Genomic DNA, 23021 nt, shown 5'->3' with positions numbered 1-23021 from the left:
ATGCGCACCCGCCTCCTCGGCATCCTCCTCTCCCTGATGGCCGGCGTCCTGGCCGCCCTCGGCGTGCCCCTCGCCGCCGCCGAGGCCGCCGCCGAGCAGCAGCGCGTCGTCGTCGACCGGATCGACGACTCCGCCCGCTTCGCGGGCCTCGCCCAGTACGTCCCCGCCGACAGCGGGGACTCCGCCCCGCTGGACGTCCTGCGTGCCGAGGTCGTCCGGTACAGCGAGGTGTACGGCATCCGGGCCGGGGTCTTCTCCCGCAGCGGACGCGCCCTCGCCGTCTCCCCGGGCCGCTGGTGGAGCCAGGAGGACGGCCCCCGGAGCGAGCCGTTCCAGGAGGCGCTCGACGGCCGACGCAGCCACAACCCCCCGCAGGTCTGGCCCTGGTCGGACGACCGCACCCTGACGGTCGCCTCCCCGGTGGTCCGCGACGGCGACGTGGTGGCCGTGGTCTACACCGACTCGCCCACCGGCGCGCTGCGCGCCCGGATCCTGCGCCGCTGGCTGCTGCTGGGCGCCGGCGAGGCCGCCGCCATGACCCTCGCCGTGCTGGCCTCCGTCCGCCTCACCGGCTGGGTGCTGCGTCCCGTGCGGGTCCTCGACCGGGCCACCCACGAGATCGCCACCGGACGGATGAACGCCCGCGTCGCCCCCGCCGGCGGCCCCCCGGAGCTGCGCCGCCTCGCCGGGTCCTTCAACGAGATGGCCGACCACGTGGAGCTGTCCATGCAGCGCCAGCGGGACTTCGTCGCCGACGCCTCCCACCAGCTGCGCAACCCGCTGGCCGCGCTCATGCTGCGGATCGAGCTGCTGGGCCTGGAACTGCCCGAGGGCCACGAGGAGGAGCTGGCCGCGGTGCGCGAGGAGGGCCGCCGCCTGGCCCGCGTCCTCGACGACCTGCTGGGGCTCGCCACCGCCGAGCACGCCCGCCCCGAGGCGGTCCGCACCGACCTGGTCAGGCTGGCGCTGGGGCGGGTGGACGCCTGGCGGCCGGTCGCCGGGCAGCGCGGTGTGGAGCTGGCCTGGGAGGGGCCGCCGATGGCCCTGGGCTGGACGGACCCCGTCGGCTTCGGCAGCGCGCTGGACGCGGTGGTCGACAACGCGCTGAAGTTCACCCCCCGCGGGGAGCCGGTACGGGTGTCGGTGGCCCTGCGCGGCGACGACGTCGCCGTCACCGTGGCGGACGGCGGGCCCGGACTGACCGACGAGGAGCTGGCACGGATCGGCGACCGCTTCTGGCGCAGCCCCCGCCACCAGAACGTCGACGGGTCCGGCCTCGGCCTCTCCATCGCCCGCACCCTGCTGGCGGCCACCGGCGGGGCGCTGGAGTTCGGCCCGGGCGAGCCGACGGGGCTGCGGGTGACCCTGACCGCCCCGCGCCGCACGGCGGACTGAGGCCGGACCGCCGGCCCCGGGACACCGGCCGCCCCCCCGGGACATCGCCCCCGGCCACGCCGTCCCGCCGCGCCCGCGCCGCGTCAGCCGGCGTTCCGCCAGGTCTGGTCGGAGCAGGTGCCCGGCCTCGGCTGCAGCAGGCCCAGCGGTTCCAGCCACCGCTTCCACGAGGCGTGCCAGGCGCCGCTGTCGACGTAGCGGTCGATCGACGCGCAGACCCGGCGCCGCATCGCCTCGTCGCCCAGCGCCATGCCGACGCCGTACGCCTCCGATCCGAAGGGGGCGTCCAGCAACTGCAGCCGGCCGCGGTACTGCTCCTGGTAGCCGGCCAGGATGATCTCGTCGGTCGAGACCGCGTCCACCCGGCGGGCCAGCAGGTCCTTGACGCACTGCTGGTAGCTGTTGCGGTACGCCACCCTGATGGCGGGGTAGTACTTCGCCAGCCGCTCCCCGGGGGTCGATCCGCGGGCCGTGCACACCGTGCGGCCGGCCAGGTCCTCCGCGCCCTGCACGCCGGTCTGGTCGGTGCGGAGCAGGAAGTCCTGCCCCGTCAGGTAGTACGGTCCGGCGAAGGTCACCTCCCGGGCCCGCTCCGGCGTCATGCTGTAGCTGGCCACCACCAGGTCCACCGAGCCGTTCTGCAGCATCAGCTCCCGGCTGAGGGTGTTCACGGTGACGAAGCGCACCCGGGACGCCCCGAACCCGAGGTCCCGGGCGATGTACGAGGCCATGTCCACGTCGAAGCCCTGGTAGAGGTTCCGGCGCGCGTCCTTGAGCACGCCCAGCCCCGGCTGGTCCTGCTTGACGCCGATGACCAGCATGCCGCGCTGGCGCGCCTGCACCATCGTCGGGGAGTCCGCCAGGTCGTCCTGCGCGTCCCGGCCGCGGTGGCCGAGCCAGGCCGCGCCCGCCACCAGGGCGAGCACGACCGCCAGCGCCGGCAGCCGCAGCCGCCGGTCCCGCCACCACGCCCGCCGGACCGGCCGGTCCCCGCCGGGGCCGGGCTCGGCGGGGCCGCCGTCCCGGCGGGCACCCCCGGAACCGGCCCCGCCGCCCCCGCCCCCGTCGCCGGTGCCGGTGTCCGACCCGACCAGGCGCCAGGTCCGCAGGTCGAGCGAGGAGGGCGTCGCCGGGGTGTCCTGCACCACGTGGCGCAGCAGCTCCTCGGCCCGGTCCGCGGTCGTCCGGTCCGCCGGGTCCTTGGCCAGCAGCCCCGCCAGCAGCGGCCCCAGCGGACCGGCGTGCACCGGCGGCGGGGGCTCCTCCTCGCGGACGGCCAGCAGCACCTCGTACGGGGTCGCGCCGCGGAACGGCAGCCTGCCCTCGACCATCTCGTACAGGGCCACGCCGAGCGACCACAGGTCGCTCGCCGGGCCGGGCGGACGCCGGTCGGACGGGACGGCCAGCTCCGGCGCCAGGTAGGCGGGCGTGCCCACGGTCTCGTGCAGCCGGGTCACCTGGGCGGCGCCCTCGAAGGTGGCGATGCCGAAGTCCATCAGCACCGCGCGGCCGTCGCGCCGGAAGAGGACGTTGTGCGGCTTGACGTCGCGGTGCAGCACCCCGGCGGCGTGCACCGCCCGCAGCCCGCGCAGCACCTCCAGGCAGATCCGGGCCGCGTCCTGCAGCGGCAGCCGCCCGTTGGCCCGCAGCAGGTCCGCCAGGGAGCGCGGGTCGACCTGCTCCATCACGATCCACACCTGGCCGTCGGCCTCGGTCACGTCGTACACCGTCACCACGTGCTCGTGGCCGATCCGGGCGATGGCCTGCGCCTCGCGGCGGGCGCGCTCCACCCACTGGGCCTGCGTCTCGGGGTCCACGGCGCCCCGGAAGAGCAGCTCCTTGACCGCCACCTGCCGGTGCAGCCGGGTGTCCCTGGCCTCCCAGACCACCCCCATGCCGCCCCGGCCCAGGCGGCGCTGCAGCTCGTAGCGGTTGTCGATCAGGCGTCCCGGGTGCCCCTCGGCCCCGTCCCGGTCGGCGGCCCGGGGGCCGTCCTCCTGCTCCCGCCCGGCGGGCGCGCCCTGCGCGCGCTCCTCGCCGTCGGGTCCACCCCCGGTCTGCATGCCCCGCCCCCTGGCTCGAGTGCCGTCCGGCCGTTCAGCCGTTCAGCCGTTCAGGGGATCAGGTTAGGGGGCCCGGCCGGGCGGGACCATCTCCCCTCCCCTCCCGTCCGGGGAACGCCGGGAGGAACCGGTCGAATACGGCGTCCCGCGCGGCGGTGCGCGACCCGCGGGCGGCTCAGGGCTTCACGGAGGCGTAGTAGCGGCGCGCCCCCTCGTGCAGCGGCAGCGGGGCGGTGTACACGGCCGTCCGCAGGTCCATCAGCTGCGCGGCGTGCACCTGGGCCCCGATCGCGTCCCGGCTGCCGACCACCGCCTGGGTCATCCGCTGGACCAGGGAGGTGTCGGTGTCGTCACGGGTGATCATCAGGTTGGCCACGGCCACTGTCGGCACCGGCTTCCCCGGGGCGATCGCCAGCGGATAGGCGTCGGCGGGCATCACCGCGGCCCGGTACGCCTCCGAGCCGTCGTCGCCGCCCTGGTGCAGCGCCCCGGCCAGCTCGCCGAGGGGCACCAGCCTGATCCGCATCTGGCGGGAGAGGTCCTCCACCGCCCCGGTCGGCAGGCCCCCGGACCAGAAGAAGGCGTCGATCCGCCCGTCCCGCAGGGCGTCGGCCGCGGCGCCGATACCCATCGGCATCGGCGTGATGTCCCGGGCGGGGTCCAGTTCTGCAGCCCTCAGCAGCCGCTTGGTCACCAGCGACACCCCGGACTGCGGCTGGCCCACGCCGACCCTCAGCCCCCTGAGGTCCGCCGCCCTGCGCACCGGCGAGCCGGCCGGCACCACCAGCTGCAGGTAGTCGTCGTACAGCCGGGCGATCGCCCGCAGCCGCTCCCTCCCGGGCCCGTCGTAGACGGCCACGGCGTCCGCGGTGGCGATGGCGAAGGAGTCCCGCCCGGTCGCCACCCGCTCCAGGTTGTCCGGGGAGCCCTCCGACGCGTCCAGCCGCAGGTCCACCCCCGGCATCGCGGTGCGCACGTACGCCCGCAGCATCGTCCCGTACTTCTGGTACACACCGCGCGGCACCCCGGTCGCGAAGCCGACGGTGCCCCGCGGGTAGGACGGCGCCTCGGGGGCGGACAGCCACCACCCCAGCAGGAGGGAGGCGACGACGGCCAGCGCCGTGCCCGCGCGCCACAGCCGGGACGAGGCACGGCTGCGGACCGCCGCGGCCAGGCGGGGGAGCGGGCGTGCTGCGGAGTCGGCCATGCCCGGATCCTGCCATCCGCGGCCTCCGGAGGGGAGGGGCGGCGGGGAGCCCGGGGCGCGTACCCTTGGCCCTGAGATGAGCGCGCGAACCTACCGAGTGGTCACCTACGGGTGCCAGATGAATGTCCACGACTCCGAGCGGCTGTCGGGCCTCCTGGAGGACGCCGGCTACGTCAAGGCCGACCAGGACGGCAGCCCCGACGTCGTCGTCTTCAACACCTGCGCGGTGCGGGAGAACGCCGACAACCGGCTGTACGGCAACCTGGGGCGGCTCGCCCCCGTCAAGGCGAACCGGGCGGGGATGCAGATCGCCGTCGGCGGCTGCCTGGCCCAGAAGGACCGGGACACCATCGTCCGCAGGGCCCCCTGGGTCGACGTGGTCTTCGGCACCCACAACATCGGCCACCTGCCGGCGCTGCTGGAGCGCGCCCGGGTGGAGTCCGAGGCCCAGGTGGAGATCCTGGAGTCGCTGGACACCTTCCCCTCCACGCTGCCCTCCCGGCGCGAGTCCGCGTACGCCGCGTGGGTCGCCATCTCCGTCGGGTGCAACAACACCTGCACCTTCTGCATCGTCCCCGCGCTGCGCGGCAAGGAGAAGGACCGCCGGCCCGGCGACGTCCTCGCCGAGGTCGAGGCGCTGGTCGCCGAGGGCGTCGTCGAGGTCACCCTGCTCGGCCAGAACGTCAACGCCTACGGCTCCGACATCGGCGACCGCGAGGCGTTCTCCAAGCTGCTGCGCGCCTGCGGGCGGATCGACGGCCTGGAGCGCGTCCGCTTCACCTCGCCGCACCCGCGCGACTTCACCGACGACGTCATCGCCGCCATGGCGGAGACGCCCAACGTGATGCACCAGCTCCACATGCCGCTGCAGTCCGGCTCCGACACCGTGCTGCGCGCCATGCGCCGCTCCTACCGGCAGGACCGCTACCTCGGCATCATCGAGAAGGTCCGCGCCGCCATGCCGGACGCCGCCCTCTCCACCGACATCATCGTGGGTTTCCCCGGGGAGACCGACGAGGACTTCGAGCAGACCCTGCACGTGGTCCGCGAGGCCCGCTTCGCCCAGGCCTTCACCTTCCAGTACTCCAAGCGTCCAGGCACCCCGGCCGCGGAGATGGACGGCCAGATCCCGAAGGAGGTCGTCCAGGAGCGCTACGAGCGGCTGGTCGCCCTCCAGGAGGAGATCTCCTGGGCGGAGAACAGGAAGCAGCTCGGACGCACCCTGGAGGTCCTCGTCGCCGAGGGCGAGGGCCGCAAGGACGACCGCACCGAGCGGCTCTCCGGCCGCGCCCCCGACAACCGCCTGGTGCACTTCACCCGGCCCGAGGGGACCGCCCCGCGCCCGGGCGACATGGTCACCGTCGAGGTCACCTATGCCGCCCCGCACCACCTGCTGGCCGAGGGCGCCCCGCTCGCGGTGCGCCGGACCCGCGCGGGCGACGCCTGGGAACGGCGCCACGCGGCCCCGGCCGCCGCGCCCGCCGGGGTGATGCTGGGCCTGCCCACCGTCGGCGTCCCGGCCCCGCTGCCCGCCGCGCCCGGCGGCGCCTGCGGCTGCGACTGACGGCACCGGCACCCGTGCGCACGGGCCCGGCGGGCGGACGACGCCCCGCCGGGCCCGCGCCGTTCCCGCACCCCGCGCCGCGCGGCGCCCCGCCGCGCGGCGTTCCCGCCGCCCCGCGCCGTGCCCGGCGCCGCACCGCCCGGCTAGAGTGCGGATCATGCTGGTCGCCGCCGCCGTCTGCCCCTGCCCGCCGCTGCTCGTGCCCGAGGTCGCCGCCGGCGCCGCCCCGGAGCTGGACGCGCTGCGCGACGCCTGCGACCGGGCGCTGCGCGCCGTGGCCGAGGCCCGGCCCGACCGGCTCTGGGTCGTCGGCACCACGGACAGCGACGACGGCGACTGGCGCAACTCCTTCCCCTGGGGTGCCCGGGGCTCCTTCCGCCGCTACGGGGTGGACCGCACCGTCCGCCTCGGCCTGGGCCGGGACCCCGGCGACGGCGTGTGGGGCGAGCTCACCGCGTCGGTGGCCGTGGGCGCCTGGCTGCTGGAGCGGGCCGGGTGGACGGGCCCCTGCGAGGCCAGGTGCGTGCGGCCGGACGAGGACCCCGGCGCCTGCCTGCGCCTCGGGGCGGAGCTGGCGCAGGCCGCGCCCCGCACCGCGCTCCTGGTGCTCGGCGACGGCAGCGCCCGCCGCTCGCTCAAGGCCCCGGGCTACCTCGACGAGCGGGCGGAGGCCTTCGACGCCGCAGCGGCCCGTGCCCTCGCCGCCGCCGACACCGCCGCCCTGGCCGCGCTGCCGCCGGACCGCGCGGCCGAGCTGATGGCCGCCGGGCGCGCGCCCTGGCAGGTGCTGGCGGGCGCGGCCGGGGGCGCCGGGCTCGGCGGCCGCCTGCTGTACGACGAGGCGCCCTACGGGGTCGGCTACCTGGTCGCGGCCTGGACCTGACGCGGGACGCCGCCGGGTCCGTGCTGGAGCGCCCTGTCCGGGTCCGGCGCCGTCGCTGCGCCCGCCGCCCCCGCGGAGCGGCGCCCACCCGGGCCGACCATCCCCCGCGGCCTGCGAAACTGGGTGCGTGACCAGCCCCACCCCCGCCCGTCCCGCCGCTCCCGCCGCCCCCGGCGGCCCGTCCGCGCAGCCCAGGGTCGTCGCCGTCGTCGGCGCGACCGCCGCCGGCAAGTCCGACCTGGCCGTCGCGCTCGCCCGCGAACTGGGCGGCGAGGTCGTCAACACCGACTCCATGCAGCTCTACCGGGGCATGGACATCGGCACGGCCAAGCTCACCCCCGAGGAGCGCCGCGGCGTCCCGCACCACCTCCTCGACGTCTGGGACGTCACCGAGGCCGCGAGCGTCGCCGAGTACCAGCGGCTGGCCCGAGCCGTCGTCGACCGGCTGCTCGCCGCGGGCCGCACCCCGGTGCTGGTGGGCGGGTCCGGGCTGTACGTCCGGGCCGCCGTCGACGTGATGGAGTTCCCCGGCACCGACCCGCGGGTGCGGGAGCGGCTGGAGGCCGAGCTGGAGCAGCACGGCTCCGGGACGCTCCACGCCCGGCTCGCCGCCCTCGACCCGGCCGCCGCCGAGGCCATCCTGCCGAGCAACGGCCGCCGCGTCGTGCGGGCCCTGGAGGTCGTCGAGATCACCGGGCGCCCCTTCACCGCCAGCCTCCCCGGCCACACCTCGGCCTACGACACCGTGCAGCTCGGTGTGGCGGTGCCCCGCCCGGAGCTGGACGCCAGGATCGCGCTGCGGGTCGACCGGATGTGGGAGGCCGGCCTGCTCGACGAGGTCCGCACGCTGGAGGCGGCGGGCCTGCGGGAGGGCCGCACCGCCTCGCGGGCGCTGGGCTACCAGCAGGTGCTGGCCCACTTCGCGGGGGAGTGCGGGGAGGACGAAGCCCGCGAGGAGACCGTCCGCGCCACCCGGCGCTTCGCCCGCCGCCAGGAGTCCTGGTTCCGCCGCGACCCGCGGATCCACTGGCTGCCGGGCGGGACCGGCTCCGACCCGGGCGACCTGCTGCGGCGCGCGCTGGAGCTGGTCCGGGCCCGACACGGCGCGGGGTCTGACGCAGGACCGGCCTGACGCGGCGCCGGGACCGGGGACGGCCCCGCCCGGCGCCGGACACGGCGCCGGGCGGGCCGCGCGCCGGCCGGTCCGGCCTCCGGCGCGTGCGCCGCGCACGGCGTGCGTCCGGGGCGGCCGGTGCATACGCAGGGCGCATGTGCAGGTGCAGAGGGACACCGCGGTCACGGCTGGATCACGTGATGGCCACGGATCACCCGAGGACCTCGTGTGACGCGCGGTGACCACCCGGGGGCGTGCCATCATCGACCACATCAGGGTGACGATCTCTTGTCGCACCATGCGTCGAATGTCCGGGGAGGCCGCGTGTCGACGGGTACCGGCCCCGAAGCGGACCGGAGGCTGGACGCCCCCGCCGCGGGACTGCGCGCCGCCCTCCCCGACCGGATCGGCGGGACGCCGCTCGCCCCGCTGGATCCGCAGGACCCCTTCGCCGGCGGCCTGGAGCTGATCGGCGGCACCGCCGCCGCCCCGCCGGACGGCGTGGTCCACGAGCGCGAGATCCGGCCCAGGCGGCGGCTCCGCTGGTGGCAGACGCTGCCGATCGCGGTGGTCGGCATCCTCGGCTCGCTCATGTTCGCCTTCCCGCTCGCCTTCGAGTCGGGCGGCGGCGGCGCCGTCGTCGGGATGCTCGGGCTGCTGCTGACGTCGGCCTCGGTCGGCTGGGGTGCGATGGCGGCCCGGCGGGTCGGCTACACCTGGCCCGGCCTGCCGCGGCGCGGCTCCGGCGAGCGGGCGGGCTGGCGGCCCCTGGCCGCGTACACCCTGGTCGGGCTCGCCGCCGTCGGTCTCGCCGTGTGGCGCGTCGCCCTGCTGCGCGGCTGACGCCCGCCCCGCGCCTCCGCCCGCCCCGCCGGTCCTGTCCCGCCGCGACCCGCACCGCCGCGACCTGCACCGGGGCGAACCCGTACGCTGGCACCGTGAGCGACCACACCCCGGGTGCGACCCCGACCTCCGACGGACCGGCCTTCCTCAAGGGCCACGGCACCGAGAACGACTTCGTGATCGTGCCGGACCCGGACGGCGTGCTCGACCTCGGCCCGGCCCAGGTCGCCCGGCTGTGCGACCGCCGCGCCGGCATCGGCGGCGACGGCCTGCTCCGGGTGGTCCGCTCCGCCGCCCACCCGGAGGCCGCGGCGCTCGCGGGCGACGCCGAGTGGTTCATGGACTACCGCAACGCCGACGGCTCCGTCGCCGAGATGTGCGGCAACGGCGTCCGGGTCTTCGCCCGCTACCTGGTCCACGCCGGCCACGCCAAGCCCGGCGACCTGGCCGTCGCCACCCGGGCCGGGGTGCGCCGGGCGCACGTCGCCGAGGACGGGCCGGACGGCCGCCCCGGGGACGTCACCGTGGACATGGGCCGCGCCGTGCTGCCCGGACCGGAGTCCGTCGAGGTGTCCGTCGGCGGCCGCCGCTGGCCCGCCCGCAACGTCAACATGGGCAACCCGCACGCCGTGGCCTTCGTCGAGGACCTCGGCCACGCGGGCGACCTGCTGACCGCCCCCTCGGTCGCCCCGGACGGGGCCTACCCCGACGGCGTCAACGTGGAGTTCGTCGTGGACCGCGGTCCGGCCCACGTGGCCATGCGGGTCCACGAGCGCGGGTCCGGCGAGACCCGCTCCTGCGGCACCGGGGCCTGTGCCGTCGCCGTGGCCGTCGCGCGCCGCGACGGCGCCGACCCCGCCGTCACCGGCCGGTCCGCGACCTGCACGGTCGACGTGCCCGGCGGCCGGCTGGTGATCACCGAGCACCCCGACGGCCGGGTGGAGATGACGGGTCCCGCGGTGATCGTGGCCGAGGGCGTCATCCTCCCCGACTGGCTGGCCGCGACGGCCTGAGCGGTCCCGCTCCCCAGCGCCGCTTCCGTTGAATCCCCCCTATCGGGTGATTGTTCTGACGCTCCGCAGGTGAACCGTCGCCTGCCGTGATGGGCTCGGTAGCATGGACCACCGGGGTCGGGACGCGCTCCGGTGTTCGCTGCCGGAGGTGCCCATGACCATTCGAGCCGGTGATCCGTCGGCCGACGCGCACGCCCCGACCACGCCCCCGCGGCAGCCCCCCGCCCAGGAGCCGCCGACCCGGCAGCCGCCCTTCCGCGAACCCGCCCCGAGGCAGGCCTCCCCGGAGGCCTCCCCGCGCCCGGCCCCGGCGGAGCGGGTCGCGGTGCAGGAGCCCCCGGGCCGGGCCGCGGCCGCCGGGGTCCCGAGGACCGTCCGCCGCCTCGGACGGGCCGCCCTCGGCAGGGCCGGCCGCGCCGCCCTGCTGGCCACCGGCCGGCCCCCGCTCCCCGACGCGATCGAGCCCATCGTCCGCGCCCACCGGGCCCACCACCCGCGCGCCGACCTGGCCCTGCTCGGCCGGGCCTACCTGAGCGCCGAGGCCGGCCACCGCGGCCAGACGCGCAAGAGCGGCGAGCCCTACATCACCCACCCGCTCGCCGTCACCATGATCCTCGCCCAGCTGGGCGCCGAGACCACCACCCTGGTCGCCTCCCTCCTCCACGACACCGTGGAGGACACCGAGATGACCCTGGACCAGGTCCGGGCGGACTTCGGCGAGGAGGTCGCCTACCTCGTCGACGGCGTCACCAAGCTGGAGAAGGTCGACTTCGGCGCCGCGGCGGAGGCGGAGACCTTCCGGAAGATGCTGCTGGCCACCGGCAACGACGTCCGGGTGATGGTCATCAAGCTGGCCGACCGGCTGCACAACATGCGCACCATCCGGCACATGAAGCCCGCCAGCCGCGTGCGGATCGCCAAGGTCACCCGCGACGTGCTCATCCCGCTCGCCGAGCGCCTCGGCATCCAGGTCGTCAAGACGGAGCTGGAGGACATCGTCTTCGCGACCCTCCACCCGGAGGAGTACGGGCGCACCGCCGCCCTGGTCGCCGCCGCCGACACCTCCACCGGGCCCCTCGCCGACCTCGCCGCCCGGCTGCGCCGCCAGCTCGCCGAGACGGGGGTCGCGGCGGAGGTCACCGTCCGGCCCCGGCACTGCGTCTCCGTCCACCGCGTGCTGCTCAAGCGGCTCGCCGCCCCCGGGGCGGACGGCCGCCCCCAGCAGCTGCGCCCCGCGGACCTCGGGCGGGTCCTGGTCGTGGTGGAGGAGAACGCCGACTGCTACGCCGCCCTCGGCGAGCTGCACACCTGCTGGACGCCGCTGCCCGGCGAGTTCAAGGACTTCGTGGCCGCACCCAAGTTCAACCTGTACCAGTCGCTGCACACCGCGGTCGCGGACGAGCGGGGCGACGTGGTGGAGGTGCTGGTCCGCACCCGGCGGATGCACCGGGTGGCCGAGTTCGGCGTGGTCGCGCTCGGCAGCCCCCGCCAGCCGGAGCCGCAGGGCCCCGGCGGCGGCCCGGAGGGGGACCGGCCGGCCGAGGACGGGACCGCCGGGTCCGGGACCGCCGGGTCCGGGACCGCCGTGTCCGCGCCCGCCCCGTCCGGGCTGGATGCGGACGGGCCGGAGGCGCCCGGCCGCACCGAGCCCGACCGCGACGAGCTGGACCGCACCGACCCGGCGCGCCCCGGCTGGCTCACCCGCCTCCTGGACTGGCAGCGCGACACCCCCGACCCGGACACCTTCTGGTCCACCCTGACCGCGGACCTCTCCGACGACCGGGAGATCACCGCCGTCACCGAGGAGGGCGCCACCCTCACCCTGCGGGCCGGCGCCACCTGCGTGGACGCGGCGTACGCCCTCGGCGAGCAGGTCGGCCACCGCTGCATCGGCGCCCGGGTCAACGGGCGGCTGGCCGCCCTCTCCACCCAGCTCGGCGACGGCGACGTGGTGGGCGTGCTCACCGAGCCCGGGCCCGGCGAGCCCTCCGGGCCCTCCCCGGAGTGGCTCCGCCACGTCCGCACCCCCCGCGCCCGGCTGGCCATCGAGCACTGGCTGGCGGCCCACCCGGCCCCCGCCGCGGAGGATCCCGCCGCCGGCCCGGCCACGGAGGGTCCGGCCCCCGCCGCCGACGGCGGGCCGCCGCCCGCCGCCCCGGCCCGCGGCGCCGACCGGGACGGCCGTGACGGCGGGCCCGGCGCCGCCGCCCCCACGGCGGGCCCGGTGGAGGTGCGCGGCCGCCCCGACGTCCCCGTGCGGCTGGCGCGCTGCTGCACCCCCGTCCCCCCGGACCGGGTCACCGGCTTCGCCATCCGGGGCGGCACCGTCGCCGTCCACCGGCGGGACTGCCCCGCCGGCCGCCAGATGCGGGCCGCCGGGAGGACGCCGGTCGAGGTCGGCTGGACCTCCGGCCCGCGCCGCCGGGGCTACCGGGTCACCCTGCTGGCGGACGCCCTCAACCGTCCGCGCCTGCTCGCCGACCTCACCGCCGCCATCGCCGCCGAGGGCGTCGGCATCGTCTCCGCCGCCGTGGAGCCCCCGCAGGAGCTGCGGGTCCGCCACACCTACACCGTCGAGCTGCCCGACCCGGCCGCACTGGCCCCCCTCATGCGGGCCATGCTGCGCGTCTCGGGGGTGTACGACGTCTACCGGCCGGGCCCGGGCGGGACCCGCCGCCGGGCAAATGCAGGTGACCCCGCGGCGCCGGGCGTGCGACCATCGTCGGGAATCCGCGGCGCCGCCGCGGCGTTCACCAGGAGTGCCGAGTGAGGCCGGGCGAGACGCCGGGCACGATCCCGGCGGCAGATCCGTTCCAGCACCCCTAAGGACACGATGACCTCCACGTTCGACAACCGCGACCACTCCACCGGGCGCGCGGCTCGCCGCCCGGAGGACCTCCGGGCGGCAGCCCTCATGGACGAGGACCTCGCGGGGATCGACGAGGACCTCGACCACGGCTTCGACGGCGACCAGTACGACCGCAGCGACCGCGCCGCCCTGCGCCGTGTCGCGGGCCTCTCCACCGAGCTCCAGGACGTCACGGAGGTCGAGTACCGGCAGCTCCGCCTGGAGCGCGTGGTGCTCGTCGGCGTGTGGACGGACGGCACGGCGGAGGAGGCCGAGACCTCCCTCGCCGAGCTCGCCGCCCTCGCCGAGACGGCCGGCTCCCAGGTGCTGGACGGTGTGATCCAGCGCCGCGACGTGCCCGACGCCGGCACCTACATCGGCTCGGGCAAGGCGAAGGAGCTCCGCGACATCGTCGCCGCCGTCGGCGCCGACACCGTCGTCTGCGACGGCGAGCTCACGCCCGGCCAGCTGATCCACCTCGAGGACGTCGTGAAGGTCAAGGTCGTCGACCGGACGGCCCTGATCCTCGACATCTTCGCCCAGCACGCCAAGTCCCGGGAGGGCAAGGCGCAGGTCTCGCTCGCCCAGATGCAGTACATGCTGCCCAGGCTGCGCGGCTGGGGCCAGTCCCTGTCCCGCCAGATGGGCGGCGGCGGCTCCGGCTCCTCGGGCGGCGGCATGGCCACCCGAGGCCCCGGTGAGACCAAGATCGAGACGGACCGGCGGCGCATCCGCGTCAAGATGGCCCGGCTCCGCCGCGAGATCGCCGACATGAAGAAGGGCCGCGACACCAAGCGGCAGGAGCGCCGGCGCCACCAGGTGCCGTCGGTGGCCATCGCGGGCTACACCAACGCCGGCAAGTCGTCCCTGCTCAACCGGCTCACCGGCGCGGGCGTCCTGGTGGAGAACGCGCTGTTCGCCACCCTGGACCCGACCGTGCGCCGCGCCACCACGCCGGGCGGCCGCGTCTACACCATCGCCGACACCGTGGGCTTCGTCCGGCACCTGCCGCACCACCTGGTCGAGGCGTTCCGCTCCACCATGGAGGAGGTCGCCGACGCCGACCTCATCCTGCACGTGGTGGACGGCTCGCACCCCGAGCCGGAGTCGCAGCTCGCGGCGGTCCGCCAGGTGATCAACGACGTCGAGGCGCAGCACGTGCCGGAGATCGTCGTGGTCAACAAGGCCGACGCCGCCGACCCGCTGGTGCTCCAGCGGCTGCTGCGCCGCGAGCCGCGCGCCATCGTGGTGTCGGCCCGCACCGGCCAGGGCATCGACGAGCTGCTCAAGCTGGTCGAGGACGAGCTGCCGCGGCCCTCGATCGAGGTCGAGGCCCTGGTGCCGTACACCCGCGGCGACCTGGTCTCCCGGGTGCACGCCGAGGGCGAGATCACCGGTACCGAGCACACCGCCGAGGGCACGCTGCTGCGGGCCAAGGTCGCCGCGGACCTGGCGGCCGAGCTGGGCCGGTACGCCGTGGCCGTCGCGCCGTGCCCGCGGGTCAGGACGACTTGCGCGTGAAGTAGTCGAACATCTTCTGGGCCACCGTGCCCAGGTACGGGCCGGCCTCCCAGGTCGGGTTGTCCACCGGGCCGATGGAGTTGTCGCTGACCAGGCCCGTCCTGCCGTCCGGCATCCGGGTGAACCAGCCGCCGCCGCTGGAGCCGGCGGTCATCGTGCAGCCGATGACGAGCATCGGCGGCCGGCTGGTGTCGAAGGACAGCCGCACCGGCGGGATCGTGCTGCGGCAGCGGTACAGCTCCTGCCCGTCGAAGGGCTCCTTGGCCGGGTAGCCCCAGTTGGCGACCGGGGCCATGGCGGTGCGCGGCGCGTTGAAGTACACCGGGATCGCGCTGCCGACCGTCTCCTCCAGCGAGCGGCCGTCCCCCTGCGGGTTGTGCACCCGCAGCACCGCGAAGTCGTACTGGCTGGACTTGTTCACCGGGCCGTGGGTGGCCGGCGGCCCCTCGGCCGCCCACTGCGGGGAGGTGACGATGTCGTCCGCCCACCACTGGCCGAGCGGGGCCAGCGCCCGGTCCAGCGACTGCTGCCCGCCGCTGCCCACGCCCGAGCTGTTGTAGCCCGGCACGAACATGATGTGCTTGTACCAGTCGCCGCCCCTGCCGCCGTGCACGCAGTGGCCGGCGGTCCACACCAGGTTGCTCTTCCCGGGGTGCGCCGGGTCGCTCACCACGGTGCCCGAGCAGACGGCCGTGCCCTCGGGCTCGTCGAAGAAGATCTTCCCGACGGCGCCGAACTTGGTGTAGGGGCGCTCCACGGCCGTCGCCCGGATCGGGGCGGGCTCCGGGTCGCTCCCGTTGTCGGTACCGCCGTTGCCGTTGTCGTTCGGCGGGTCCGCCGGGGGCGCCTGGTCCTTGGGCCGGGCCTGCTTCATCTTCTGCGGGTCCCACAGGCCCTTGATCACCGGGTTGTTGAAGACGTGGTCCTGGGCCCACTTGTCCCAGTCGTCGAACGTCCAGTTCTTCAACTGGTCCAGGCTGCTCGGCAGGCCGTCGAGCAGGCCGCTGGGCAGGCCGCTCGGCAGCGCGCTGGCCAGGTCCCCCGGCAGGCCCCCGTCGGCCCCGGACGTCGCCCGGGCGGTGACGCTCCCGCCCGCCTCGGACGAGCCCCCGTCGCTGGTGCAGGCGGTCACCCCGAGCAGGGTGACGCCTGCCAGGGCGGCGGCGGCGAGGGAGGTGCCGGTGCCGGTGCGGGTCGTCCGGCGGCGCAGGGGCCCCCTGCGTATGGGTGACATGAGCTCAGTTCCCCCAGAGTTCAAGACACGGCTCGCGCCGTCGTCGGGCGGCACTACTTTCCCACCTCCGAGGTCGACGGGGCACATCGCCCCCCGGTTGCGGGCGCTGACGGACGGTCACCGAAACGTGACGACCGCCCGGGCCCCCTGTACGCGCCGCCCGCGGCCGGCGGTTCGCCGCGTCACCCCCCGGGGTGAAACGGGCGGCCGGAATCACCACTTCGAGTGGCCGGCCGCTTGCCCGCCGTCACCGAACTAAGGTAAGCCTTACCAGCTAACCCGCGGACGTGTCCGGGCAGCGCCGCTGCCGCCGCTACGCCGCTCGGAAACGCTGCCCAGCAGGAGGCGCCCGTGGACCCCGCCCTCACCGGCCCGAGCACCATCGTCCCCGTCCAGGCCGCCGACCCCGTCCAGGCCGCCGACCCCGTCCGGGCCGCCGGTCCAGACCCGGCGGCCGCCCCCTGGCGGGCCGCCGCAGCCGCCCGGCCGGACGGTTCCGCCGGACCGGGCGGCCGCGCCCCGGCCGACGGGCCCGCCGAGCCCCCCGGGCCGGACCCGCTGCTCCACCCGGACCCGGACCTCGCCGCCGACCACGCCGCACTCGAGAGCCTGCTGCGCTGCTGGGTCCGCGAGACCGGCGTCGCCCCGCCGCCCGACGGCGTCCTCCGCATCCCGGTCGCGGCCGGCGCCGCCCGCCTGACCGCGCCGGTCCGCCACTGGTCGGCCGCCGGCTGGCACCGCTTCGGCCCCGCCCTGCTCGCCCCGGCCGCGGAGCACGAGGGCCACCGGGACGGCGGTGCCCCCGCCGGAGCCCCACGGGACGCCGTACCGGTCGACGCCGTCACCGCCGCCGCCCTGCTCACCCGGGAGGCCGGCCCCGCCTCCGCCGCGGACATCGCCGACCTCGCGGGCCGCGTCGCCGACTCGGTCCGCCGCACCGCCCGCTTCCTCGCCCACCGCCGCTCCGAGCCCGCCGCGGCGGCCCGCCCGCCCCTCCCCTTCCTGGAGGGCGAGCAGGCACTGCTGCTGGGGCACCCCCTCCACCCCACCCCCAAGAGCCGCGAGGGCATCGGGGGGGCGGAGGCCGACGCCTACTCCCCGGAGCTGCGGGGATCCTTCCGCCTCCACTGGTTCGCCGCCGACCGCGACCTGGCGGCCGCCGACTCCGCCCTGGCCGTCCCGGCGGCCCGCATCGCCGAGGACCTGCTCGGCGGCGCCGCGGTCCTGCCCCCGGGCACCGTCGCCCTGCCCCTGCACCCCTGGCAGGCGAAGGACCTGGCGCTGCGTCCCGCCGTCCGCGCCCTGCTCGACGAGGGCCGCCTGCACGACCTCGGCGCGCACGGTGACCCCTGGTACCCCACCTCCTCCGTCCGCACCGTCTGCCGCCCCGGCACCCCCTGGATGCTCAAGCTCTCCCTCGGCCTGCGGATCACCAACTCCCGCCGGGAGAACCTGCGCAAGGAGCTCCACCGGGGGGTGGAGGTCCACCGCCTGCTGGAGAGCGGACTCGCCGCGGAGTGGCACGCCCACCACCCCTGCTACGACATCGTCCGCGACCCGGCCTGGCTGGGCGTGGACATCCCCGGCCTGCCGCCCGGCACCGCCGGCGGCCTCGACACCGCCGTCCGCCTCCAGCCCTTCGGCCCCGCCGACCGAGTGCTGTGCGTCGCGGGCCTGGTCGCCGAGCGGCCGCTGCCCGACCCCGCCGCACCCGGGCGCCCCGCCGCCCCCTCCCTCCTCGCCGACCTGCTGCACGGCCTCGCCCGCCGCACCGGCCGCCCGCTCGCCACCGTCGCCGCCGAGTGGTTCCTGCGCTACCTCGACGCCGCCGTCCTGCCGGTGCTCTGGCTCGACGGACGCGCCGGGGTGGCCCTGGAGGCCCACCAGCAGAACAGCCTGGTGCTCCTCGACGCCGACGGCTGGCCCGCCGGCGGCCGCTACCGCGACAACCAGGGGTACTACTTCCGCAGCTCCCGTGCCGATGCCCTGGACGCCCGCCTGCCGGGCATCGGCACCCGGAGCGACACCTTCGTCGACGACCGGGTCGCCGACGAGCGCTTCGCCTACTACCTGGGCATCAACCACCTCCTCGGCCTGGTCGGCGCGTTCGGCTCCCAGCGGCTCGCCGACGAGCGCCTCCTCCTCGCCGCCCTGCGCCGCTTCCTCGCCGCCGACCGCACCGCCGCCACCGGCTCCACCCTCCCCGCACGGCTGCTGGACTCCCCGACACTGCGCTGCAAGGCCAACCTCCTCACCCGGCTGCGGGGCATGGACGAACTGGTCGGGCCGGTCGAGACCCAGTCCGTCTACGTCACCGTCCCCAACCCGGTGGCCTGGGCGGGCACCCCGGACCTCCTCCCCGGCGGCCCGGCATGACCGTCCCGTCCGGAGCGCCGGAGGGCACCCGGACCCGGGCACCGGGGGACGCCCCGCCCGGGGGACTGCTCGGCGACCTCGGGCGCCTGCCCGCCGCGGACACCCCGGCGGGCCGGTTCCGCCTCCGCCCGGTCCGCCTGCCCGACGACCTCCCGATGCTCGCCGCGTGGATGAACGACCCGGCGGTCGCCGCCTTCTGGGAGCTCGACGGCCCCCCGGGGACCACCGCCGACCACGTCGGCGCCCAGCTCGCCGGCGACGGGCGCAGCGTCCCCTGCGTCGGCGTCCTCGACGGGCGGCCCGTGAGCTACTGGGAGCTCTACCGGGCCGACCTCGACCCGCTGGCCCTGCACTACCCGGCCCGGCCCCACGACACCGGCGTCCACCTCCTCCTCGGTCCCGCCGACACCCGCGGCAGGGGGCTGGGCGGCCTCCTGATCGGGGCGGTCGCCGACCTCGTCCTGCGGGCCCTGCCGCACTGCACCCGGGTCGTCGCCGAGCCGGACGTCCGCAACGCCGCCTCCGTCGCCGCCTTCCGCGCCGCGGGCTTCCGCCGGACCGCCGACCTGGACCTCCCGGGGAAGCGCGCCGCCCTCATGGTCCGCGACCGCTCCCCGCAGCCGACCCCGCCGGCTCCGCCCGTCCGCCGCTCCCCGGCGGATCCCCCCTGACCGCCCCCGGCGGTCCTCCCGTCCGCCGTCCCCGCCCGCACCCGCACCCGCACCCGCAGCCCTTCCCGTGCCCCGCGGCCGACCGGACCACCGTCCACGGCCGGCGGCCCCCACCCCGGACCACCGTCCCCGCACCCCCGGTCCCCGACCAGGAGCCCACCGTGCAGAAGTCCCCTGCCCGTCCCTCCGCCCCCGAAGGCCCCCTCCACCTCCCCCCGCACCTCGCCCCCGGGCCCTGGCGGCAGGCCTGCCGCGGCCTGGCGGCCAAGATGATCGCCGAGTTCAGCTACGAGGAGCTGTTCGCCCCGCAGCCCCTCGCCCCCGGCACCCCCGCCGCGTCCCCCGGCACCCCTGCCGCACCCCCCGGTGCCCCCGCCCTGCCCTACCGGCTCGCCCTCCCCGGCGGCGACTACCGCTTCACCGCCCGCCGCGGCGCCTACGGGAGCTGGCGGGTCGACCCGGAGAGCGTCACCGCGCCGGACGGCGCCGACCCCGACCCGGTCCGGCTCCTCCACGCGGCCCGCCACGCACTCGGCATCAGCGGCGACACCGCGGGCCACCTCGTCCGCGAGCTCACCGCCACCCTGACCGCCGACGCCCACCACGCCGCCCACCCCCTCACCGCCGCCCGGCTCGCCGACCTGGACCACGCCGACCTGGAGGGCCGTCAGACCGGCCACCCCTGGATCGTCCCCAGCAAGGGCCGCCTCGGCTTCTCCGCCGCCGACACCGCCCGCTGGGCCCCCGAGTCCCGCAACCCCCAGCGCCTCCCGTGGATCGCCGTCCACACCCGCCTCGCCGCCTACCGGGGCACCGCGGGCCTCGACACCCCCGACCGCCTCTACGACGCGGAGCTCGACCCCGACGTCCGCGAGGCCTTCCGGCGGGCCCTCCTCGCCCGCGGCGCCGACCCCGACGACCACCTGCTCCTGCCCGTCCACCCCTGGCAGTGGGACGAGACCGTCGTCCCCCTCTTCGCGCCCTCGATCGCCGCCGGGGACATCATCCCCCTCACCACCGACAACGACCTCCGGCTGCCCCAGCAGTCCATCCGCACCTTCCTCAACGCCAGCCGGCCCGACCGGCACCACGTCAAGCTCCCGCTCTCCATCCTCAACACGCTGGTGTGGCGCGGCCTGCCCACCGAGCGGACCCTCGCGGCCCCCGCCGTGACCGCCTGGGTCCACTCCCTGCGCGACCGCGACCCCTTCCTGCGCGACGAGTGCCGGGTCGTCCTGCTCGGCGAGGTCGCCTCCGTCACCGTGGAGCACCCGGTGTACGGCGACCTCCCCGAGGCGCCCTACCAGTACAAGGAGCTCCTCGGCGCGATCTGGCGCGAGCCGCTCACCCGCCACCTGGCCCCGGGCGAGCGCGCCCGCACCCTGGCCGCGCTCCTGCAGACCGGCTGCGACGGCCGCCCGCTCACCGCCGAGCTGGTCGCCCGCTCCGGCCTCGCCGCCCGGGACTGGCTGCGCCGCCTGTTCGCCGTGATGCTGCCGCCCCTGCTGCACTTCCTCTACCGGTACGGCACCGTCTTCTCCCCGCACGGCGAGAACGCCGTCGTGCTCTTCGACGAGCGCGACGTCCCGGTGCGCCTCGCGGTCAAGGACTTCGTCGACGACGTCAACGTCAGCGACCGGCCGCTGCCGGAGCTCGCGGACATGCCCGCCGACGTCGCCGCCGTGCTGCTGCGCGAACGCCCCGACTTCCTCTGCCAGTTCATCCACTCCGGGCTCTTCGTCGGCGTCTACCGCTACCTCGCCCCCCTGGTGGAGGCCCACCTCGGCGTGCCCGAGGAGGAGTTCTGGGGCATGGTCCGCGAGGAGGTCCTCGCGTACCAGCGGCGCTTCCCCGGCGCGGCCGACCGATTCGCCCTCTTCGACCTGCTCACCCCCCGCATCGAACGGCTCTGCCTCAACCGCAACCGCCTGCTGCTCGACGGCTACCGCGACCGCCCGCAGCGGCCGCACGCCGCCGTCCACGGCACCGTGCCCAACCCGCTGCACCGCCCCGCACCGCCGGCCCCGCACCTGTCCGCGCGCCCGGCCGCGCCCGCCCGGTCCGCCGGGGGCCGCCCCGCTGTCGGCGGCGCCCCGTAGTCTGGTCGCGCCATGACGAACGACACCTCCACCCCGACGCCGGGCCCGCAGACCCCCGGTCCCCGGGCCGACGCCCCCGACCCGGCGGACGGCGGAGCCGTCCCGCCCGTCGCGGACGACGCCTCCGTCCACGCCGTGCCCGACGCCGAGCGCGCCCGCGTCCGGGAGCTCCTCCACGCCGCGGTCACCGCCGTCGGCGGCGTGGAGCGCCCCGGCCAGGTGCGGATGGCCGAGGCCGTCGCCGACGCGGTCGCCACCGGCGAGCACCTGCTGGTCCAGGCCGGCACCGGCACCGGCAAGTCCCTCGCCTACCTGGTGCCCGCCCTGGCGCACGGGGACCGGGTCGTCGTCGCCACGGCGACCCTCGCGCTCCAGCGCCAGCTGGTCGAGCGGGACCTCCCGCGGACCGTGGAGGCGCTGCGCCCGCTGCTGCGGCGCACGCCGCAGTTCGCGATGCTCAAGGGCCGCTCCAACTACCTCTGCCTGCACCGTGCCAACGAGGGCACCCCCAGCGACGAGGGCGAGGGCCTCTTCGACCCGGCGGAGGCCCTGGGCGGGCCCAGCAGCAAGCTGGGGAAGGACATCCTGCGGCTGCGCGACTGGGCGGACGAGACGGAGACCGGCGACCGGGACGACCTCACCCCCGGCGTCTCCGACAAGGCGTGGGCGCAGATGGCGGTCACCTCCAAGGAGTGCCTGGGCGCGTCGCGCTGCCCCTACGGCCAGGACTGCTTCGCGGAGAAGGCCCGCGAGCGGGCCAAGGCGGCCGACGTGGTGGTCACCAACCACGCGCTGCTGGCCATCGACTCCATCGAGGGCGCCCCCATCCTCCCCGAGCACGAGCTGCTCATCGTCGACGAGGCCCACGAGCTGGTCTCCCGGGTCACCGGCGTCGCCACCGCGGAGCTCACCGCGGCCGCCGTCAACCGCACGGTCAAGCGGGCCGCCCGGCTCGCCAACGAGAAGGCCGTGGACGCCCTCCAGGCGGCCGCGGAGAACTACCACGGCCTGATGGAGGTCGCCCAGCCCGGCCGGGTGGAGGAGCTGCCGGAGAACCTCGCCTACGCGGTGGCGGCGATCCGGGAGGCGTGCCGGGCGGTCATCACCTCGCTCGGCGAGGTCCGGGACAAGGGCGTCTCCGACGAGGACGCCGTGCGCAAGCAGACCCTGGCCTCCGCCGAGTCCCTGCACGAGACCGCGGACCGCCTCCTGGAGGAGTCGCCCTACGACGTGGTCTGGATCGAGCGCAGCGACCGCTTCGGGATGGGCGCCGCCTCGCTGCGGGTCGCCCCGCTCACCGTCTCGGGCCTGCTGCGGGAGAACCTCTACGCCGAGCGCTCCGTGGTGCTGACCTCGGCCACCCTCAAGCTCGGCGGCGACTTCGGCGGGGTCGCGGCCTCGGTCGGCCTGCCGCCGGAGGGCCGCCTGCCGGAGGAGCGCGGCACGGACGAGCCGGAGCGGGAGCGCGGGGAGGGCGCCCCGCCGGTCTGGCGCGGGCTCGACGTGGGCTCGCCGTTCTCCTATCCCAAGCAGGGCATCCTATACGTGGCGAGGCACCTTCCGCCGCCGGGCCGCGAGCCCGACCGGCCGGAGATGCTGGACGAGCTGGCCGACCTCATCGGCGCGGCCGGCGGCCGCACCCTCGGCCTCTTCTCCTCCATGCGTGCCGCCCAGGCGGCGGCGGAGGCGCTCCGGGAGCGGCTGGACCACCCGATCCTGCTCCAGGGCGAGGACACCCTGGGCGAGCTCATCCGGGCCTTCGCCTCCGACGCGGAGACCTGCCTCTTCGGCACCCTCTCGCTCTGGCAGGGGGTGGACGTGCCCGGCTCCGCGTGCCAGCTGGTGGTCATGGACAGGATCCCCTTCCCTCGGCCGGACGACCCGCTGATGAGCGCCCGGCAGAAGGCCGTGGAGGAGGCCGGCGGCAACGGCTTCATGGCGGTCGCGGCCACGCACGCGGCGCTGCTGATGGCCCAGGGCGCGGGCCGGCTGGTGCGGGCGGCCGACGACAGGGGAGTGGTCGCCGTCCTCGACCCGCGGCTTGCGACGGCGCGGTACGGCGGATTCTTCCGCTCCTCCATGCCGGACTTCTGGTACACCACCGACCGCAATCAGGTGCGGCGCTCCCTGGCGGCCGTCAATTCCTCCGCGCCCCCGCCCCGGGCGGTCGCGAAGCGGAAATAGCCGGGC

The 23021-nt window shown here is 76.6% G+C and carries 15 protein-coding genes; 12 read left to right on the top strand and 3 right to left on the bottom strand.

Annotated elements, in window-relative coordinates; all coding sequences use genetic code 11:
• Positions 1-1395, top strand: a complete 1395-nt coding sequence (locus LO771_RS20380; protein ID WP_230654529.1) for a HAMP domain-containing sensor histidine kinase — start codon at positions 1-3, stop codon at positions 1393-1395.
• 83 nt (positions 1396-1478) lie between these two features.
• Here LO771_RS20380 and LO771_RS20375 read toward each other — a convergent pair whose 3' ends face one another.
• On the bottom strand, positions 1479-3458 hold the full coding sequence (locus LO771_RS20375; RefSeq protein WP_230654528.1) for a bifunctional serine/threonine-protein kinase/glutamate ABC transporter substrate-binding protein: 1980 nt from the start codon (positions 3456-3458) through the stop codon (positions 1479-1481).
• Positions 3459-3633: 175 nt separating this feature from the next.
• Complete coding sequence (locus LO771_RS20370; protein WP_230654526.1) at positions 3634-4665, bottom strand: TAXI family TRAP transporter solute-binding subunit; 1032 nt, start codon at positions 4663-4665, stop codon at positions 3634-3636.
• Positions 4666-4741: 76 nt separating this feature from the next.
• Here LO771_RS20370 and miaB point away from each other — a divergent pair, with 76 nt between their 5' ends.
• From miaB to hflX, 7 genes are all read left to right on the top strand, one after another.
• Entirely contained in the window at positions 4742-6229 is a 1488-nt protein-coding gene (gene miaB / locus LO771_RS20365) for a tRNA (N6-isopentenyl adenosine(37)-C2)-methylthiotransferase MiaB (protein WP_230654524.1), read from the top strand.
• 157 nt (positions 6230-6386) lie between these two features.
• A complete protein-coding gene (locus LO771_RS20360; protein ID WP_230654523.1) occupies positions 6387-7112 on the top strand; it encodes a hypothetical protein in 726 nt (241 codons plus the stop codon).
• A 127-nt stretch (positions 7113-7239) separates the two neighbouring features.
• Entirely contained in the window at positions 7240-8244 is a 1005-nt protein-coding gene (miaA, locus tag LO771_RS20355) for a tRNA (adenosine(37)-N6)-dimethylallyltransferase MiaA (protein WP_308188959.1), read from the top strand.
• A 306-nt stretch (positions 8245-8550) separates the two neighbouring features.
• Complete coding sequence (locus LO771_RS20350) at positions 8551-9069, top strand: hypothetical protein (protein ID WP_230654521.1); 519 nt, start codon at positions 8551-8553, stop codon at positions 9067-9069.
• 95 nt (positions 9070-9164) lie between these two features.
• Positions 9165-10082: a diaminopimelate epimerase gene (dapF, locus tag LO771_RS20345; protein ID WP_230654519.1), complete on the top strand. Its 918-nt coding sequence runs from the start codon at positions 9165-9167 to the stop codon at positions 10080-10082.
• 154 nt (positions 10083-10236) lie between these two features.
• The gene (locus LO771_RS20340) at positions 10237-12852 is read left to right on the top strand and encodes a bifunctional (p)ppGpp synthetase/guanosine-3',5'-bis(diphosphate) 3'-pyrophosphohydrolase (protein ID WP_230654518.1); all 2616 of its coding nucleotides are present in this window, start codon (positions 10237-10239) and stop codon (positions 12850-12852) included.
• A gap of 63 nt (positions 12853-12915) precedes the next feature.
• Complete coding sequence (gene hflX / locus LO771_RS20335) at positions 12916-14451, top strand: GTPase HflX (RefSeq protein WP_230654516.1); 1536 nt, start codon at positions 12916-12918, stop codon at positions 14449-14451.
• Here the strand turns inward: hflX and LO771_RS20330 are convergent.
• On the bottom strand, positions 14432-15685 hold the full coding sequence (locus LO771_RS20330) for a serine protease (RefSeq protein WP_230654514.1): 1254 nt from the start codon (positions 15683-15685) through the stop codon (positions 14432-14434). The genes hflX and LO771_RS20330 overlap by 20 nt on opposite strands.
• A 351-nt stretch (positions 15686-16036) precedes the next feature.
• On the opposite strand from LO771_RS20330, the gene LO771_RS20325 reads away from it, so the two are divergent.
• From LO771_RS20325 to LO771_RS20310, 4 genes are all read left to right on the top strand, one after another.
• Positions 16037-18061 (top strand): IucA/IucC family siderophore biosynthesis protein, encoded by a 2025-nt coding sequence (locus LO771_RS20325; RefSeq protein WP_230654512.1) that lies wholly within the window; start codon positions 16037-16039, stop codon positions 18059-18061.
• Positions 18019-18732, top strand: coding sequence for a GNAT family N-acetyltransferase (locus LO771_RS20320; RefSeq protein ID WP_374228204.1), 714 nt, complete (start codon positions 18019-18021; stop codon positions 18730-18732). The genes LO771_RS20325 and LO771_RS20320 overlap by 43 nt, the downstream gene beginning before the upstream one ends.
• A 161-nt stretch (positions 18733-18893) precedes the next feature.
• Entirely contained in the window at positions 18894-20831 is a 1938-nt protein-coding gene (locus LO771_RS20315) for an IucA/IucC family siderophore biosynthesis protein (protein ID WP_230654509.1), read from the top strand.
• A 12-nt stretch (positions 20832-20843) separates the two neighbouring features.
• Positions 20844-23015, top strand: coding sequence for an ATP-dependent DNA helicase (locus LO771_RS20310; RefSeq protein ID WP_230654507.1), 2172 nt, complete (start codon positions 20844-20846; stop codon positions 23013-23015).
• Positions 23016-23021 lie beyond the last annotated feature (6 nt).

It is taken from the genome of Streptacidiphilus sp. ASG 303 (assembly GCF_020991365.1).
GTDB lineage: Bacteria > Actinomycetota > Actinomycetes > Streptomycetales > Streptomycetaceae > Peterkaempfera.
Note: the sequence above shows the minus strand (reverse complement) of the source record. Positions and strands in the feature narration are given on the sequence as shown.

Excerpts from the sequence above, each read along its gene's own strand:
- LO771_RS20330 (WP_230654514.1), bottom strand. The coding sequence starts at position 15,685 with ATGTCACCCATACGCAGGGGGCCCCTGCGCCGCCGGACGACCCGCACC.
- LO771_RS20360 (WP_230654523.1), top strand. The coding sequence starts at position 6,387 with ATGCTGGTCGCCGCCGCCGTCTGCCCCTGCCCGCCGCTGCTCGTGCCC.
- LO771_RS20370 (WP_230654526.1), bottom strand. The coding sequence starts at position 4,665 with ATGGCCGACTCCGCAGCACGCCCGCTCCCCCGCCTGGCCGCGGCGGTC.
- LO771_RS20380 (WP_230654529.1), top strand. The coding sequence starts at position 1 with ATGCGCACCCGCCTCCTCGGCATCCTCCTCTCCCTGATGGCCGGCGTC.
- hflX (WP_230654516.1), top strand. The coding sequence starts at position 12,916 with ATGACCTCCACGTTCGACAACCGCGACCACTCCACCGGGCGCGCGGCT.
- LO771_RS20310 (WP_230654507.1), top strand. The coding sequence starts at position 20,844 with ATGACGAACGACACCTCCACCCCGACGCCGGGCCCGCAGACCCCCGGT.
- LO771_RS20340 (WP_230654518.1), top strand. The coding sequence starts at position 10,237 with ATGACCATTCGAGCCGGTGATCCGTCGGCCGACGCGCACGCCCCGACC.
- miaB (WP_230654524.1), top strand. The coding sequence starts at position 4,742 with ATGAGCGCGCGAACCTACCGAGTGGTCACCTACGGGTGCCAGATGAAT.
- LO771_RS20375 (WP_230654528.1), bottom strand. The coding sequence starts at position 3,458 with ATGCAGACCGGGGGTGGACCCGACGGCGAGGAGCGCGCGCAGGGCGCG.